The sequence below is a fragment of the Ciceribacter sp. L1K23 genome, from assembly GCF_018122705.1.
GTDB lineage: Bacteria > Pseudomonadota > Alphaproteobacteria > Rhizobiales > Rhizobiaceae > Allorhizobium.
In genome coordinates this window covers 666,402-682,402 of the sequence record NZ_JAGRRC010000001.1, presented here as the reverse complement: position 1 = coordinate 682,402, position 16,001 = coordinate 666,402, and the positions used below count along the sequence as shown (strand labels likewise).

The following is a 16,001-nucleotide window of genomic DNA, read 5'->3' as shown; positions in this document are numbered from 1 at the left end:
CCGCAGGCGGGGAGAAGGGATGTGTGGCAAGGCGGTGCTCCATCCCCCTTCTCCCCGTCGAGACGGGGAGAAGGTCCCGGCAGGGGGATGAGGGGCAACGCGCGGGGAGCGCTCCATGAACGCCCCTAACGCCAATCCCGCCGTCACCCACTATTTCAACGCCATCCGCTCGGCCCTCGGCGGGCTCGAAATCTATCTCTCCAATCCGGATGTCACGCTTCCGGCGATGGGATCGGCGGGCGGACTGGTGCTGCCTTATGTCGAGCGGCTCAAAAACTCCTTCGCCTGCTGGGAAAACCGGATCGGCTTCACCGACCAGTTCCGGATTTCCCGCGCCGAAAGCGGGTTTCCGATTTTCCAGAACGTGCTGGAGCTGGAAAACGATCGCGGCAGCGCGCCGAAACGGCTGGCTGCGATCCCCGACGCCAATGCGCTCAGGGCCGAAATCGTTGACTTCATCCTGCGGCAGAAGGAATTTCCGACCGCGCTGCAGACGCAGATGGCTGAACGGCTCTATCTAGAACAGATCGGTCGCGGTGAAATCTTCTCGCCGTTCGTGATGCCGGAGACGGTGCGCGTCACCGTCAACGAGAAGACCCGGCGACCCTACTATGTCGTCACGTGGGCCGTGTTCGACGGGACCAACACGTTGCCGATGATCTACGCGGCGGGCATTGAGGACTCGTCCGACAATGTCGCGAAGCTGCTCGTGACGCCGGACGGCAAACTCAATCCTGACGTTGATATACCGCTGCCTGTCGGCGGACTGCTCAATCCGGAACTGGCCGCCCGCTTCGACGATTTCGCCGCGAAGAACGGCGCCTATTCGCTGACACCGGCGACCGTCATCGGCAACATGGACAAGGATTTCGAGACGCTGCACCCCAAGCAGATGAATCGCGTGGTGCTCGGTCCCTTCTATGCGGCGGGTATCACCGAGAACAACGGTCGCGTCACCGACATCCTCACACGAGTCAGGAAGCCGGAAAACGCCTGGGTACTCACCTGGACGATGCAGGAAATCTTCTCCAAGGCAGAGCGGCCGGCGCAGAAGGGCTTCTTCTCCTCCACGCCGGCGATCCAGGAGTTCCACATCGAGACCGGCGATCTCGAAGCGGCGCGCATGGGTGTCTCGGCTTACCAGAAGCACGCCCTGGTGCCGCATGATGCCTACCAGGCGCTTTATGCCTCGGGCGACGCATCGTCGATCTTCGCCGGCTACAAGGTCCATGTGGTTTCCGGCAGCAATGTCGTGAGCGAGGTCTGAGCATGAACGGATTGAACGCGGGGCTGACGACCATCCACGAGGACGAGATCGCCAAGCACCTCGCGGTCGCGCAAGGGCTGGTAACCCGAACCCTCGTTCTCGATCCCGGCGACGGGCAGGGCGCGACGCTGGCCGGCACCGGGCGACGCTTCGTGCCAACGGTCTCTACAGGGTCGGTCAAGCGCACCCGCGAGATCGAATTGCAAAAGACGATCCAGTCGGTCCGCCCCGCTGATCCGCTCTTGTCGCCGCAGCAGCATGCCGTACTTTACCGCGCCAGGCGCGGCGCGCAGGTGGCGCTCGCGGTGTCCGACGTCTTCGCCCGCCAGACCAACCTCGAACAATTGCAGGCGCGCAATCTTGCCGCACCGCTGGCCGGCGCCGAGGCCGAACAATTCAAGGCGCTGCTGTCGGCGTCCGCCTATGTTGCGGCATTCACCTTCGCCGCCTACCTGCTCTCGACCCTGACCGGCGAGAGCGAGCCCGCGAACGATACCAAAGAGCCGGATTTCCTGTTCGACACGCCGCAGGATGCTCTGAAGAGCCTGATCGCGGGTCTTGATATGGCGCTTTCCGGTGCTCCAGATGATACCGGCCTTTTGATACGGGCTCGCGCCTTGGCCAGGGTGGCGATCGACGGTCTGATCGCCCGCAAGGCGCGCTTCACGGGATTGTCCGCCTTCGAAAACACCCATATCCGCATCGAGTCGGACGACTTCACCCTCGACGGGTTCGATGTCGCACCCGGCGCGCGGCGCAAGCCGCTGTCGATGACGTTTCGCAAGCCGGAGGAGGTGGTCGGCAATCACATCGCCAAATACCAGTCGATCAAGCTCGCCAAGATGCTGATGGCCTATGACTTCGAGCGGCAGATGAACCCGTTCGTGGAGCTCGGCGGCTTTCTCTTCACCTTCATCGGCGACGGCATGCCGGGCACCGGCAAGACGACGCTGATCCAGATGATCGCCGGGCTGCTGCACGATTACTGTCAGGTGGCGGGTTATGCCTTCCACTACGAGAATTTCGGCGTCGACCAGATTTCTTCCTATCAGGGCAAGTCTGGGCAGAACGCCAAGGAATTCGTCACCAACGTGCTGAACCCGAAGGTGATCGGCTTCGGCACGATCGACGATGTCGACCAAGTCACCGCCAAGCGCTCCGACGACCGGGCCTCGTCCGGTCAGCACGAGGTGACGGCGGTGCTGATGGAGAGTTTTGCTGGCGCCTCCACCGTCGTACGCGGCAATGCAAGCTTCGGCATGTTCTCGAACTTTCCAGAAAACGTCGACGACGCGCTGCGCCAGCGCGCCGGCGCCCGCTGGCTGGTCGACGGGCCGCAGACGCAGAACGACTATGTCGATATCTTCGCGCTGCTGATCGGCAAGAACCACAAGATCCCGCTCGGCGAGCACGCGCTCTTTGCCGACCAGGAGATCAAGCGCGCGGTCGCCACCTCCTACGGCCAGCACGATCGTCCGAAGGAAGAGGGGCTCGCCGCCGTCTGGCAGCGCTTCGAAAAGGCGAGGGGCAGGATTGCAACGCTCGCCGACATCGGCGCCTACCTGCACGAGATCAAGCTCGCCGAACCCCGCTTTACCGGCCGCGCGATCAAGAACATCACCGATGCGATCAAGATGCGGGCGATGGACATGGAGCTGCCGGACGACTGGTTCGAAACGCCCGAGGCCTTCCTCCACAAGTCCTACGACGAGAAGAAGGCGATGATCGAGGAACTGCGCGGCCCGATCACGATGGAGATGGTGCTGCAGGAGATCAACCGCTACGCCGACAGCGAATTCCGCTATGCTGACAAGTCCGATGACGCGGCCGTGACAGAGATCGTCAGGCGCGAGAAGCAGAGGGAGAGGGCGGTATCGCAGATAGAGGCGATGAAGCGGGAAGGGCGCTGGTGACAGGACTGAGTGTGGCGTAATTCGCTCCGAGCGAATTGTTGTTGCGACTGACGCGGGGACGGCTTAACATGAAACAAGTCATCTACAGCACGCAGGCGCAGCGAAAACTGGCGCGCATTCCGGCCAACGAGGCCCGGAGGATTCGGTCGAAGGTCCAGCAATATGCTCTCGATCCCCGGTCGTTGGCGAACAATGTGAAGAGGCTTGAGGGCTTGAACTATCTCCGGCTTCGTGTCGGCGACTGGCGGGTGATCTTCCGCGAAGACGGTGTCATCGTCGATGTCGTCAGAATTGCGGCCCGTGGCGAGGCATATGAAGGGATGTGACAATGAACACAGCGACGCCTTTCACGACACCGAGCGGCGAGGAACTGGTCGTTCTCAGCCGCAAGGACTACGACGCACTGATGAAGCTGGTCGAGCGTCTCGAGGACCTTGAGGATTCCCTGGCGATCAAAGCCTTCGAGGAAAAGCTCGCCAGGGGCGAGGAAGAACTGATCCCGGCCGAATTCGTCTACCGGATGATGGATGGCGAAAGCCCCGTGCGCGTCTGGCGCGATTTCCGGGGGCTTTCGGCCAAGGACCTTGCCGCCACCGCCGGCATCAGCGCGACCTATCTGTCGGAGATCGAATCGAAGAAGAAGGAAGGTAGCATTTCGTCGCTGAAGAAGATCGCCCGAGCGCTGAAGGTCGATCTCGAGGATCTTGTCGCCTGGAGCGGCAACGACGAACCCGAGACCAGCGCGTGACGAGAGCCCCTGTCTTATGAACCGCCTGCTTGAAGCTGAACTGATCTACGGCCGGCTGCTTCCGGTCACGGAGCCGCATCTCGTCGACCGCTACAACAAGGCGCTGACGCGTTTCGGCCTGCCGCCGACGGCGCTCACGGAATTCGACATCGACATGACCGGCTTTTCGCCTCAGGTGGCGGACGAACTCGGCGACAAGGACTATCTCGACCCGAAGCGCGTCAATCGCCGCTTCATCGTCATGACGCCCGAGCAGGAGAACCTGCCGGTGGTGCACACGAGCTTTTCCAACACGGCCGGATTGATGCACGAGTTCTTCACCGCCAATGCGCGGTCGATCAACGCGATCACCATCAAGGATGCGATCTACGGCGAGATCGAGGACAGCGTTGCCGAGGTGCGCACCCTTGAAGATCTGCTGTCGATCAACGAGGTGCAATTCCGGGTGCTCTCGGCCGAGGATGTGCTGGGCAAGGCAACGGAGCTTCGGCGGCTCGCCGATCGCGTGGAGACCGAGGCGGATGCCTGGCGCGACGATGCTTTGCTGAACCGCATGGTGGAACTGGCGAAACTCACCGGCGACATCCGCCAGAACGAGCTGGTGCCGGACAAGCTGGTCTTCCGCCACGATGCCTTCTGGGCCAATCATTTCGGCGGTGTCTACGTTTTCGTCGACGACCGGACGACGACTGTCATCTGCGATCCCTCGGCGCCGGGGTTCCGGCGGTCGCGACCGTGGCAGGTCAGCTACATCTCGATCAACGACCGGGAAAAGATCTTCGATTTTCTGGCAAGCACCGGCCGCATCGAGATGCCGCGCGCAAGCTGGGTCGAGCAGTCCGGCCTCTATCGTCACCGGGCCGAAATGGCGCTGATCGCGCTCGTTCGAGATCTCGACCCCGAGGCCGATCTATCGCTGGTGGACACCGTCTGGCTCCAGGCGTTCGCGCAGCGCAATGCCGCACGGATCGCCGAAGACGGCACCTATCCATTCCTCCAGGAAATGATCCGGCAGCTGGCGGCGACGGGCAGCATCCGTCTTGCCCAGGTGCCGGCGGAGCGTCGTTTCCTGCTCGTCAGGCCCAAGCCCGGTCATCCGGACCAATGGCTGACCGGGCGGCTGATCGCGCAGTTCAACCCCAGCGACTTCGTGTCCCGTTTCGTTTTCGACAAGCAGGGTTTCTACTTGGCCTATGAAGGCTTCGGCGAAAGATTCAGGGACTATGTTGTATCGCGCCTGAGCTCCACGTATCTGCAGGACAAGAGAGGCTTCAGGCAACGCCTCTATGCCATAGGAGACGACACAAATGCTTGACCCGGTCATCGCGTTCTTCCAGCGCGTCTTCGCCGCCTTCGGGCGCGGCGTCGGTCTCGTCGTCGCCTGGCTTCTCTGGCCGTTCATGGCCGCCCACGGCTGGTATCAGCGCCGCAACTGGCTGATCAAGGGACCGATCATCCTCGTGCTTCTGGTTCTCGTGATCTTCTACGGACTGCTGTTCTGGCGCACCCAGGTCTGGTACGGCTTCAACCCGGAAATGGCGTCAGGGTATAATCTCAATGAACGCACGGTCGCCGCGGGCGAACCCGTCGCGGGGCAGGCGGGTGTGTGCCAGAATTCGGCGATCGTCACGTTGGCTGCCGATCTGACCGACATGAACGTCAACCAGAACGTCTGGATTTCCTCGACGCTACTCTACAAGACGGGCCTGTTCGGGATGGACTGGGACAATACCCCGTTCTTCGACAACAAGGCCTCCTTCCAGCGTGGTGTGAACCAGGTCGTGCGGCGCGTCGGCATCGAGCTTGCCGACAATCTTGGACGTGTGCGCGGCACCTCCGGCATCAACAACGATCTCCAGGATGCGCGCGGCAACATCCAGTTTGACGAGGGAACCTGGTATTTCGGCACCAATCCGTTCGGCTTCAAGACACCCACGCCGAGCTTTTACCGTGCTGCAGTCAACAGCTGGCGCAAGTTCAACTCCGATCTGGAGCTCTGCAATGCGGTCTTCGACGCGCGCGCGGACAACCTGATGCAACTGCTCGACCGGATGGCGAGCGATCTCGGCAATACCTCGGACATTCTGCGGCGCCGGTCGGAGGAATATAACGCCGGCTGGTTCGATACCCGCGCCGATGACCGTTTCTGGTTCGCCTACGGGCAGCTCTATGCCCAGTATGCGATCCTGCAGGCGGCGAAGGCGGACTTCAGGGACGTCATCCGCGAGCGCAACCTGACCTCGATCTGGGTTGAGATGGAGAAGCAGTTGCAGGCGTCGCTGCGCATTCAGCCGGCGATCATCTCGAATGGCTCGGAAGATGGCTGGATCATGCCGACCCATCTTGCGACCATGGGCTTCTATATCCTGCGGGTACGGTCGAACATGGTGGAGCTGCGGGCGGTGCTCGACCGCTAAGGGCGGTCAGGGCTCGTCGAATTCCGATGCGAAAGCGATCGTGCGAAGGCGCTCGAAAAACTCGTAGGTGATGCCGACGAGCTCGCCGGGCGTGCCTTCTTTTTCCCTAAACTTTCCAACGGTGCGGACGAAGCGGTAGGCGCCTTCCGGACGCTTCACCCTGTATATGTTGTGATATATCTCCTTATGCGTGCTGGCACGTTCGAAGGAGGTCATCAACAGTGGCAGGTCATCGGGGTGGATGTGGTCGCGGAACTCCAGCAGGTTCATCGGACCCGTTTGGTACTCCATGCCGAAGATCGTGTAGACGTCGGGCGTCGCGAAGAAGTGGCCGGTCTCGAGATCGATGCGGAAGAAGCCGTACAGCCTGAAGGCGGTCACGAGTTCGATGATATCACGTGGGGTGATCCCGACGGCGCTGCCGTCCTGAAACGTCTTGCTGTCGATCTGGTCGTAGCGGATCGGCAAGGCACGACCTCTTCCTCTGGTTCATCGTGACGAGGGCTACATGCTTTACTTTAAGCTTTAGTTAATTAGCTTGAGGCGAATAGCCTTGGCAACCAGTTGTGTACGGTTGACGCAATCGAGCTTGCGGATCGCATTCGTCATGTAGGCGTTGACCGTGTGGTCCGAGAGCGAGAGGATTTGCCCGATCTCGACCGAGGTCTTGCCCTGTGCTGTCCAGCGAACGACTTCCAGTTCCCGTGCCGACAGCGCCACCGGAATGGCGATCTCGGACCTGCGCATGCGGTCGAACATGTCGAAGGCATGGATTGTGATCATCGAGAGTTCGTTGATCTCCTGCTGGCATAGGTCGCACCGATTTCCGTCGTAGCGCACCAGGAAACGCGTGGAATCGATCGAGTTCAGCGGGAAGACCATGCCCATCTCGATGCCGAAGCGGCGCCACAGATCGGCCATTTCCGGCGGGCAGTCGTAGGAGAGGGCCGGATCGCGCGATCCGATGCGCCAGCCCTGCGGCAGGATCGAATTGCTCATTCGCGGCAGCAGAGGGCAGGAGCGTAGGAAGTGGTTGCGATCGAACTCCCTGACAAAGGCGCCCGGGATGGTGCTTTCGTGCACAAGCGGCGACAGAAGTATGTCGTTCGGACCCGGAGCCGTGAGGATGCTCGCGTATTCGAAGCCGAATTCGCGCACAACCCGCCCCATGACCTGCATCAGCGCCGCTCGTGTCTCGGTTTTCGAGATGTCGGCGCTTAGCAGCGTTTGTCGCTCGTCGATGATCATCCGCAAAATCTAAGTTGACCAATGGAGAAGTGTTTAAGCCTACAAATATATCAATGACAAGGGACTGCCGGAATTTTTCGCACGATCAGCGGGATGGCAGACCGTCCACATTTGACACGTGGTAAAGAGGCCGCAAATTTCCGCCTCCGGCTGGAATTGCCTACAACTCATGGTGGCGTTTTTCGTGAGGTCCGCCATTCTGCAATCTCACTGGGATAAGAGGCCGAGAATCGCTGCGCTGAGGTCTTCTCCGTAGCGTAGTCTCCCTGATACAAATCGCCTGCTTGTGGAGCGGCAAGCAGAGACTGTGCCGCCGAGAGCCGCATGCCAAACGGCAAACGCCGCGCCCTTTTCCAGCGCGGCGTCCTTCTGCGGATGGATGTCGGTTCAGAATGTCTTCGAGATCGAGACCTTGAAGGTACGGCCCGGTTCGCTGAAGTAGTCGGCCGATGCCGTCGTGGTGCCATCCGGCACGCTCAGGGCATCCCAGTACTTCTTGTCGAACAGGTTGAATACACCGGCCTGAACCCTGAGGCCGGATACATCGACATCGGCAATGCGTTCGGGCGTCCACCAGATGGTGGCGTCGACCACGCCGTAGCCCGGTGCGACGAAGCCGTCGGTGACCTTGTCGCGCTCCGATGCCATCGTCACCGACACGTCGGTGCCCCAGGTCTCCGTGAAGTAGCCGAGGCCGACGATCGCCCGCATCGGCGCAATCGAGTCAAGGTAAGCGCCGGTGTCGCGATCCTCGCCATAGGTCCAGGCGAACGAACCCCAGGTGCGCCAATTCGGCTGGAAAACCCATTCGCCGGCGATTTCGACGCCGTAGATCTGGACGTTGTTGAGGTTCTCGTAGCCGGTGACGCCGCCGACCGGATATTCGCCGCCCGGAGGGGCGAGCATGACGGTATCGATGAAGTTCTTGTAGTAGTTGTTGAACACCGTCGCGCCGATGCGGTAGTCGCCGCCATCATACTTGGCGCCGATCTCGAAGCCATTGCTGGTTTCGGTATCCAGGTCGGGATTGCCGATGCGGGCGTAGGAGCCCGGCGCGCCGAAGTTCTGGTAGAGCTCCTGGGCAGTCGGCGCGCGGAAGCCGCGGGCGTACTGGGCGAAGACCTCCAGTTCCGGCGTCACCTGGTAGGCGAGGCGCAGTTTCGGCGAGAGGCCCATGTCGTCGGTGGATTCGAGGAAGGCCGGGTCGTAGTTCGGATTGTCCTCGTAGGCCGACGTGGACTTCGGATTATGGCTGTACCAGTCGAAACGCAGGCCTGGCGTCACCGTGAGGCGGTCATCCATCAGCTTGATGTCGTCCTCGACGTAAAGGCCGAAGATGTAGCTGTCGACGTCAGGCATGTCTGACGCGTTCGAGTGCAGCATGCGGCATGTCTGCGGTCCGAAGAACTGCGGGATGGTCGTCCAGTCGACGTCGGGGCAATTGTCCTCGCCGGCGGAATACTGGTGCGTCTGCTGCCAGACGAACTCGCCGCCGAAGCGGAACTCGTTGCTGACGCCGCCGATATCGACCTGTTTGGCGGCATTGCCGGTGATGCCGTAGCTCGTCTGCTCGATCATGTTGTCGCGTGAATAGGCGCCCGACGGATAGCCGTAGAAGAACGGGTCGCCCGGAATGATGAAGCCACGCGCGTCGGGAAGGCGGATGCCGCTCGTTGTGTTGTTGATCCTTTCCTTCTGCCAGTAGGCAATCAGGCTCGCGGTATCGACGATCGAGCTGTTGTCAGGCGCGACGTAGTCGTAGGAGGCCGAGATCCGCTTGCGGTCGGTTTCCTCGCCGCCCTTCAGCGTGCCTTCCTCATAGTTGGTCGCGGTGGTGCCGCGCATGTTGTCGAAGTCTTCGTCGCGGTTGAAGATTTCGCCGGTCAGGCCGATGCGGTGGCCGCCTTCCAGATACTGGTGGAACTTGACGAGCAGGTTCTTCTGCACGAAGTCGCCTGGATTGGCCTCGGTGCGTGTGGAGTTGTAGCCGCCGACATCGCCTGATGTCTCGGTCTCGTGACCCTTGGTGTAGCCCCCCTGGACCATGAACCAGGTATCGCCGGAGCGTGCCGCCGCCGCTGCGTTGCCGCCGGTGCTGTCGTTGGCGCTGTCATAGGTCGTCTTCGTCAGGGCGCCGAAATTCTTGCCGTCCTCGATCAGGTCCTCGGGGTTCAGTGTCCGCAGTTCAACGACGCCGCCGAGGGCGCCCGAGCCGTAGCGGCTGGAGTCCGCGCCCTTGGTAATGTCGACCGACGACAGGCTGTCGAAATCGAAGGCGTCGCCGCCGCCCACGGCTGACTCGCGCGGGTCGGTCAGCCACGGCAGGCGAATGCCGTCGATCGTGGTCAAGACGCGGTTGTCCTGCAGGCCGCGCAGGTTGACACTGCCGCTGGCGCTGTCGAAGTTCACGCCCGCATCGATACGGCGGGCAAAATCCTTGTAATCGGTGACCATCTTCTGCTGCACGACGGCGCGGTCCGTGGTCTGGGTTTGCGGTGCCGTTGCGCTGGTGCCCGTTTGCGCCTGACCGTCCACGGTGATGGTATCCAGAACCGTTCCCCCGGCCTGCTGCGCATCCTGCGCGTATGCCGATCCGGTGAACGCGACGACGAGCGCGACCGCTGTTCCATTGAGCAGCCGCGCGCGCGGTGAAAGTCCCCACTTCATACTGATGTCCTCAAAAAAGAGCGCCCTTCGCCCAGGGGCGGGATGCGCCTGATTTCGATGTGCCCCCTGCTGCGTTGCAGCGGTCGGAAACCAGAGTTATTAAATCATGTCAAAAAGAGTCAAGTTTAAAGATGATAAAAATAGTCAACATTTCAGCCTGTGCCTTTTTGGTCACATTGACGCCATGGTTCACAGTTCCCACGACAGACCGGTTTGGCTATCAATGGCGGGTGTGTTGGAGGAAAAGCACCCATGGACATCAAATCGGATATCGAGATTGCCCGTGTCGCCAAAAAGAAGCCGATCACCGAGATCGGCCAACGGCTCGGCATCTCTCATACGGATCTCATCCCCTACGGCCACGACAAGGCCAAGATCAGCCAGGAGTTCATCGCCGGGCTGAAGGACCGGCCGGACGGCAAGCTGATCCTTGTCACGGCGATCAACCCGACGCCGGCGGGTGAGGGCAAGACGACCACGACGGTCGGTCTCGGCGACGGACTGAACCGGATCGGCAAGAAGGCGATCGTCTGCATCCGCGAGGCCTCGCTCGGGCCATGTTTCGGGGTAAAGGGCGGGGCGGCCGGCGGCGGTTATGCGCAGGTGGTGCCGATGGAGGACATCAACCTTCACTTCACCGGCGATTTCCACGCCATCACCTCGGCCCACAACCTTCTGTCAGCGCTAGTCGACAATCACATCTACTGGGGCAACGAGCTCGGCATCGATACGCGCCGCGTGACCTGGCGGCGGGTGATGGACATGAACGATCGGGCGCTGCGCGAGATTGTCTGCGCGCTCGGCGGCCCGGCCAACGGCTTTCCGCGCGAGGCGGGCTTCGACATCACGGTTGCTTCGGAGGTCATGGCGATCCTCTGTCTGGCGCGCGACCTCAAGGATCTCGAAAAGCGGCTCGGCGACATCATCGTTGGTTATCGCCGCGACAAGAGCCCCGTCTTCGCCCGCGACCTCAAGGCCGACGGCGCGATGGCGGTGCTGCTCAAGGATGCCGTGCTGCCGAACCTCGTGCAGACGCTCGAGAACAACCCGGCCTTCGTGCATGGCGGACCGTTCGCCAACATCGCCCATGGCTGCAATTCCGTCGTCGCCACGACGACGGCGCTCAAGCTCGCCGATTACGTGGTGACCGAGGCCGGCTTCGGCGCCGATCTCGGGGCGGAGAAATTCTTCGACATCAAGTGCCGCAAGGCGGGGCTGAAGCCCGCTGCGGCGGTCATCGTCGCCACCGTGCGGGCGCTGAAGATGAACGGCGGCGTCAAGAAGGAGGATCTCGGCACGCCCAATGTCGAGGCGTTGACCAAGGGCTGTGCCAATCTCGGCCGCCACGTCGCCAATGTCCGCAAGTTCGGCGTGCCGGTGGTCGTCGCGATCAACCACTTCATATCCGACACCGAGGCCGAGATCGCCGCCGTGAAGGAGTATGTCGCGCGTCTCGGCTCTGATGCCATTCTCTGCCGCCACTGGGCGGAGGGTTCGGCAGGCATCGAGGAACTCGCCCTCAAGGTGGCCGAACTCGCCGACAGCGGCCAGTCTGATTTCCGCCCGCTTTATCCGGATGCCTTGTCCCTGATGGAGAAGATCGAGACCGTGGCCTCGAAGATCTACCACGCCGGCGAGGTGACGGCCGACAAGGCGGTGCGCGATCAGCTGAAAGCCTGGGAGGCGCAGGGTTACGGCGACCTGCCGGTCTGCATGGCCAAGACGCAGTACTCCTTCTCCACCGACCCCAACCTGCGCGGGGCTCCGGAAGGCCACTCGGTCCATGTCCGTGAAGTCCGGCTGTCGGCCGGCGCCGGCTTCGTCGTCGCGATCACCGGCGAGATCATGACGATGCCCGGCCTGCCGCGCTCGCCGTCTTCGGAGCGAATTTTCCTGAATTCCGACGGAGAGGTTGAAGGCCTGTTCTGAGGCGGTTTCCGTCTCTTCTTCCCTTCGAGATTACCGGGGGCATGCGGCCTTGCTGCACGTGCCCCTGGAACCATTCGTCGGGCGATCGGTTAACGGCAGGGACAAATCTGCAATTCCGACCGCACGAGGACTTCATGAAAACCGACCTGACGATCAACGGCGTTCGGCGATCTCTCACCGCCGACGCCCGCACGTCGCTGCTTGATGCACTGCGGCATCATCTCGGCCTGACCGGCACGAAAAAAGGCTGCGACCACGGCCAGTGCGGCGCCTGCACGGTCATCGTCAACGGCCGGCGTATCAATTCCTGTCTGACGCTCGCCTGCATGCATGACGGCGACGAAATCACCACGATCGAGGGCCTTGGAAGCACTGGCGACCTGTCGCCCCTGCAAACGGCCTTCGTCGAGCATGACGGTTTCCAGTGCGGCTATTGCACCCCAGGCCAGATCTGTTCCGCCACGGCGATGATCGAGGAAGCGAAGGCCGGCTGGCCGAGCCATGTGACCGAGGACATCGCCGCCGAACCGGAGCTTTCCGACGCCGAGATTTCCGAACGCATGAGCGGCAATCTCTGCCGCTGCGCCGCCTATCCCAACATTGTCGATGCTATCAGAGGCGTGGCGAAGGGAGGCGACGCATGAGGCCGTTCGACTACCAGCGGGCGGCGGCCCCGTCCGACCTTTCGTCCGCCGATGCCGCTACCTCGATCATCGCCGGCGGCACCAATCTTCTCGACCTGATGAAGCTCGAGGTGATGACGCCGGAGCGGCTGATCGACATCAACCGGCTCCACCTCAAGTCCATCGAAGAGACGGAAGACGGCGGCCTCAGGATCGGCGCGCTCGTCACCAACAGCGATCTTGCCGCCGACATGCGCGTGCGCCGCCGCTGGCCGGTGCTGTCGCGGGCATTGCTTGCTGGCGCCAGCGGCCAGCTGCGCAACAAGGCGACGACGGGCGGCAATCTGCTGCAGCGGACGCGCTGCTACTATTTCTACGACACCGCCATGCCGTGCAACAAGCGCGAGCCCGGCTCCGGCTGCGGCGCGATCGGCGGGGTCAACCGCATTCATGCGATCCTTGGCGCCAGCGACCACTGCATCGCCACGCATCCGAGCGACATGGCGGTCGCCATGCGGGCGCTCGGTGCCGAGGTCGAGATCCGCGGCCGCGACGGCGAGAGCCGACGCCTGCCGCTTGGCGAGCTCTACCTGCTGCCCGGCGCCACACCCGAACGGGAGACCGTGCTTCAGCCAAGCGACCTGATCACATCCGTCATCCTGCCTGGCCCCGTCACCGGCCGGCAGGTCTATCGAAAGGTGCGCGATCGCGCCTCCTATGCCTTCGCGCTGGTCTCCGTCGCGGCCATCGTCAACGTGAAAGACGGAAAGATCGCGCGGGCCGACATCGCCTTCGGCGGCCTTGCGCCGATGCCGTGGCGGGATGCCGCCGTCGAACAGGCGCTTGTCGGCCAGGCGCCGTCTGAGGCGGCGTTCGACGCGGCGGCCGATGCGCTGCTCGCCGACGCCAAAGGGCAGGGCGGGAACGATTTCAAGATCCCGCTCGCCCGACGCACCCTCAAAGCCGTTCTTCAGGAGGCTACCCGATGACCCGTCACATGAAGATGGACGTCCCCGACACGCGCCGCCGGCTCGATGATATGGCGCAGGGTGCGCTGGGCCTGCCGCTCGATCGCCCCGAGGGGCCTTTGAAGGTGTCGGGTGCCGCGCCGTACGCTGGCGAATGGCAGGACCCTGATCTCTGCCATGGCGTGCTGGTGCGCGCCCCGGCCACGAAGGGTCGGCTCACCGGTCTCGAAGCCGCCGCGGTCGAGGCGATGCCGGGCATTCTGGCCGTCATCAGCGACAAGCGCATGCTGCGCAATCCGGCCCAGGGTATGGCCAACGAGGCGCCGGTCCAGGGACCGGAGGAGATCGCCTATTTCGGCCAGCCGGTGGCGCTGGTCGTCGCCGAGACCTTCGAACAGGCCCGCCACGGCGCCCAGGCGCTGACGCTGACGATCGAGCGGGCGGCGGACGCCGCCGTCGATCCTGATGCGGTCGAGCCCGAAGTTCCGGAGAAGAAGCAGTCGTCGATGGGCGATCTCGATACGGCCATGCGCGAGGCTGCCCACAGCCTCGACGTCACCTACACCACGCCCGGCCATTCCAGCGCGCCGATGGAGCCGCATGCCTCGATCGCCGAATGGCATGGCGACCGGCTGACGCTGCGCGGCAGCTACCAGATGCTGAAGTACAACCGCAATGAACTGGCCGACAGCCTCGGCATCGAGCCCGCGAAGGTCCGCATCCTGTCGCCCTATGTCGGCGGCGGTTTCGGCTCCAAGCTCGGCATCGCGCCGGAGGCGGTGGCGGCGGCGCTTGCGGCGCAGAAGCTCGGTCGCCCGGTGTCGGTGACGATGACCCGGCCGCAGGTGTTCGAGACGACCATGCGCCGGTCGGAAACCCGCCAGCGCGTGCGGCTCGCCGCCGATGCCGAGGGGCGCCTGACCGGCATCGGCCACGAGACGCTGGTGTCCAGCCTGTTCGACGAGAGCTTTTCCGAGCCGGTTACCCAGGCAACGCCCTTCATGTATCGCGGCGAAAACCGCGTGATCGGCCACCGCATAGCCCGGCTCAACCGCACCTGCGCCGGCTCGGTGCGGGCGCCGGGCGAGGCCGTCGGCGTAACGGTCTTCGAAAACGCCATGGACGAGCTCGCCCACACGGCCGGCATCGATCCGGTGGAACTGCGCCTGCGCAACATTCCCGACGAGGACCCGTCGAAGCACATCCCGTTTTCCTCCCACAAGCTTGCCGAGGCGCTCAGCGAGGGCGCCCGCGCATTCGGCTGGAACAGGCGCAAGGCCACTCCCGGCCAGGTGCGCGATGGCGAATGGCTTGTCGGCATGGGCATGGCCTCGGCCTTCCGCGTCAACATGCTGCAGGAGGCCGAGGCGCGCGTGCGGCTCAATCCCGATGGCACCGCCGAGGTCGAGACCGACCAGACCGATATCGGCACCGGCACCTATGCGGTGCTGACCCAGATCGCCTGCGAGATGCTCGGCCTGCAGCCGAAGCAGGTGACCGTCCGGCTCGGCGATACCGACCTGCCGCCCGGTTCCGGCTCCGGCGGCTCGTTCGGCGCAGCGTCGAGCGGCACCGCCGTGTTCCTCGCCTGCGAGGACATCCGCGAAAAGCTTGCCGCAGCAGCCGGCTGCGCCGAAGCGGACCTGACGCTCAAGGACGGCAGGGCGATCTTCGGCAACCGCCAGCGCCCGATCGCCGAACTGCTGGCCGGCCTGCCGCTGGAGGCAAAGGGCCATATCGAACCCGGCGACATCGCCTCCAAGGCCCGCCAGGCGACCTACGGCGCCTATTTCGCCGAGGTCGCCGTCAATGCCGTGACAGGCGAAACCCGCGTGCGGCGCATGACCGGCGCGTTCGCCGCCGGCCGCATCCTCAACGCCAAGACCGCCCGCTCTCAATGCCTCGGCGGCATGATCTGGGGCATCGGCATGGCGCTGACGGAGGAACTTGCCCACGACCCGCGCGACGGCCACATCGTCAACCACGACCTCGCCGAATACCACATCCCCGTCAACGCCGACGTGCCGCAGATCGAGGTGATCCTCCTCGACGAACGCGACGACCACGCCAACCCCCTCCAGGCCAAGGGCCTCGGCGAACTTGGCATCTGCGGCGCGGCGGCCGCGGTGACGAACGCGATCTTCAACGCGACGGGGGTGCGGGTGCGGGAGTATCCGGCGACGCTGGAGAAGGTGATCAAGGGGATGTGAGGTGGGCCAAC

13 protein-coding genes are annotated in these 16,001 nt (G+C 63.2%); 10 read left to right on the top strand and 3 right to left on the bottom strand.

Going from position 1 to position 16,001, the window contains the following annotated elements; all coding sequences use genetic code 11:
- Nucleotides 1–115: 115 nt before the first annotated feature.
- The 6 genes from J5J10_RS03045 (at nucleotide 116) to J5J10_RS03020 (ending at nucleotide 6,345) form a co-directional block, all read left to right on the top strand.
- Nucleotides 116–1,267 carry a hypothetical protein gene (locus J5J10_RS03045; RefSeq protein WP_211928788.1) on the top strand — a complete coding sequence of 384 codons (1,152 nt, stop codon included), beginning with the start codon at nucleotides 116–118 and terminating at the stop codon, nucleotides 1,265–1,267.
- A 2-nt stretch (nucleotides 1,268–1,269) separates the two neighbouring features.
- Entirely contained in the window at nucleotides 1,270–3,180 is a 1,911-nt protein-coding gene (locus tag J5J10_RS03040; protein ID WP_211928787.1) for an AAA family ATPase, read from the top strand.
- A gap of 68 nt (nucleotides 3,181–3,248) precedes the next feature.
- Nucleotides 3,249–3,506, top strand: a complete 258-nt coding sequence (locus J5J10_RS03035) for a type II toxin-antitoxin system RelE/ParE family toxin (protein ID WP_211928786.1) — start codon at nucleotides 3,249–3,251, stop codon at nucleotides 3,504–3,506.
- 2 nt (nucleotides 3,507–3,508) lie between these two features.
- On the top strand, nucleotides 3,509–3,928 hold the full coding sequence (locus tag J5J10_RS03030) for a helix-turn-helix transcriptional regulator (protein WP_211928785.1): 420 nt from the start codon (nucleotides 3,509–3,511) through the stop codon (nucleotides 3,926–3,928).
- Nucleotides 3,929–3,944: 16 nt separating this feature from the next.
- Nucleotides 3,945–5,243 (top strand): DUF6638 family protein, encoded by a 1,299-nt coding sequence (locus tag J5J10_RS03025; RefSeq protein ID WP_208551875.1) that lies wholly within the window; start codon nucleotides 3,945–3,947, stop codon nucleotides 5,241–5,243.
- Complete coding sequence (locus J5J10_RS03020; protein WP_208551872.1) at nucleotides 5,236–6,345, top strand: DUF2333 family protein; 1,110 nt, start codon at nucleotides 5,236–5,238, stop codon at nucleotides 6,343–6,345. Before J5J10_RS03025 ends, J5J10_RS03020 begins: the two co-directional genes overlap by 8 nt.
- A gap of 6 nt (nucleotides 6,346–6,351) precedes the next feature.
- On the opposite strand, the gene J5J10_RS03015 is transcribed toward J5J10_RS03020, so the two are convergent.
- From J5J10_RS03015 to J5J10_RS03005, 3 genes are all read right to left on the bottom strand, one after another.
- Nucleotides 6,352–6,813 (bottom strand): PAS domain-containing protein, encoded by a 462-nt coding sequence (locus J5J10_RS03015; RefSeq protein WP_211928784.1) that lies wholly within the window; start codon nucleotides 6,811–6,813, stop codon nucleotides 6,352–6,354.
- Nucleotides 6,814–6,870: 57 nt separating this feature from the next.
- The gene (locus tag J5J10_RS03010; RefSeq protein WP_208551868.1) at nucleotides 6,871–7,593 is read right to left on the bottom strand and encodes a LuxR family transcriptional regulator; all 723 of its coding nucleotides are present in this window, start codon (nucleotides 7,591–7,593) and stop codon (nucleotides 6,871–6,873) included.
- A gap of 387 nt (nucleotides 7,594–7,980) precedes the next feature.
- Nucleotides 7,981–10,260 (bottom strand): TonB-dependent hemoglobin/transferrin/lactoferrin family receptor, encoded by a 2,280-nt coding sequence (locus tag J5J10_RS03005; RefSeq protein WP_211928783.1) that lies wholly within the window; start codon nucleotides 10,258–10,260, stop codon nucleotides 7,981–7,983.
- A gap of 252 nt (nucleotides 10,261–10,512) precedes the next feature.
- Between J5J10_RS03005 and J5J10_RS03000 the strand changes: the two genes are divergently transcribed.
- From J5J10_RS03000 to J5J10_RS02985, 4 genes are all read left to right on the top strand, one after another.
- Nucleotides 10,513–12,189 carry a formate--tetrahydrofolate ligase gene (locus J5J10_RS03000; RefSeq protein ID WP_211928782.1) on the top strand — a complete coding sequence of 559 codons (1,677 nt, stop codon included), beginning with the start codon at nucleotides 10,513–10,515 and terminating at the stop codon, nucleotides 12,187–12,189.
- A gap of 134 nt (nucleotides 12,190–12,323) precedes the next feature.
- Nucleotides 12,324–12,833 (top strand): 2Fe-2S iron-sulfur cluster-binding protein, encoded by a 510-nt coding sequence (locus J5J10_RS02995; protein ID WP_249116660.1) that lies wholly within the window; start codon nucleotides 12,324–12,326, stop codon nucleotides 12,831–12,833.
- The gene (locus tag J5J10_RS02990) at nucleotides 12,830–13,801 is read left to right on the top strand and encodes a xanthine dehydrogenase family protein subunit M (RefSeq protein WP_211928780.1); all 972 of its coding nucleotides are present in this window, start codon (nucleotides 12,830–12,832) and stop codon (nucleotides 13,799–13,801) included. The genes J5J10_RS02995 and J5J10_RS02990 overlap by 4 nt, the downstream gene beginning before the upstream one ends.
- Nucleotides 13,798–15,990 carry a xanthine dehydrogenase family protein molybdopterin-binding subunit gene (locus J5J10_RS02985; RefSeq protein WP_249116659.1) on the top strand — a complete coding sequence of 731 codons (2,193 nt, stop codon included), beginning with the start codon at nucleotides 13,798–13,800 and terminating at the stop codon, nucleotides 15,988–15,990. The genes J5J10_RS02990 and J5J10_RS02985 overlap by 4 nt, the downstream gene beginning before the upstream one ends.
- Nucleotides 15,991–16,001: the final 11 nt, after the last annotated feature.

Excerpts from the sequence above, each read along its gene's own strand:
- J5J10_RS03045 (WP_211928788.1), top strand. The coding sequence starts at position 116 with ATGAACGCCCCTAACGCCAATCCCGCCGTCACCCACTATTTCAACGCC.
- J5J10_RS03040 (WP_211928787.1), top strand. The coding sequence starts at position 1,270 with ATGAACGGATTGAACGCGGGGCTGACGACCATCCACGAGGACGAGATC.
- J5J10_RS03035 (WP_211928786.1), top strand. The coding sequence starts at position 3,249 with ATGAAACAAGTCATCTACAGCACGCAGGCGCAGCGAAAACTGGCGCGC.
- J5J10_RS03030 (WP_211928785.1), top strand. The coding sequence starts at position 3,509 with ATGAACACAGCGACGCCTTTCACGACACCGAGCGGCGAGGAACTGGTC.
- J5J10_RS03025 (WP_208551875.1), top strand. The coding sequence starts at position 3,945 with ATGAACCGCCTGCTTGAAGCTGAACTGATCTACGGCCGGCTGCTTCCG.
- J5J10_RS03020 (WP_208551872.1), top strand. The coding sequence starts at position 5,236 with ATGCTTGACCCGGTCATCGCGTTCTTCCAGCGCGTCTTCGCCGCCTTC.
- J5J10_RS03010 (WP_208551868.1), bottom strand. The coding sequence starts at position 7,593 with ATGATCATCGACGAGCGACAAACGCTGCTAAGCGCCGACATCTCGAAA.
- J5J10_RS03005 (WP_211928783.1), bottom strand. The coding sequence starts at position 10,260 with ATGAAGTGGGGACTTTCACCGCGCGCGCGGCTGCTCAATGGAACAGCG.
- J5J10_RS03000 (WP_211928782.1), top strand. The coding sequence starts at position 10,513 with ATGGACATCAAATCGGATATCGAGATTGCCCGTGTCGCCAAAAAGAAG.
- J5J10_RS02995 (WP_249116660.1), top strand. The coding sequence starts at position 12,324 with ATGAAAACCGACCTGACGATCAACGGCGTTCGGCGATCTCTCACCGCC.
- J5J10_RS02990 (WP_211928780.1), top strand. The coding sequence starts at position 12,830 with ATGAGGCCGTTCGACTACCAGCGGGCGGCGGCCCCGTCCGACCTTTCG.
- J5J10_RS02985 (WP_249116659.1), top strand. The coding sequence starts at position 13,798 with ATGACCCGTCACATGAAGATGGACGTCCCCGACACGCGCCGCCGGCTC.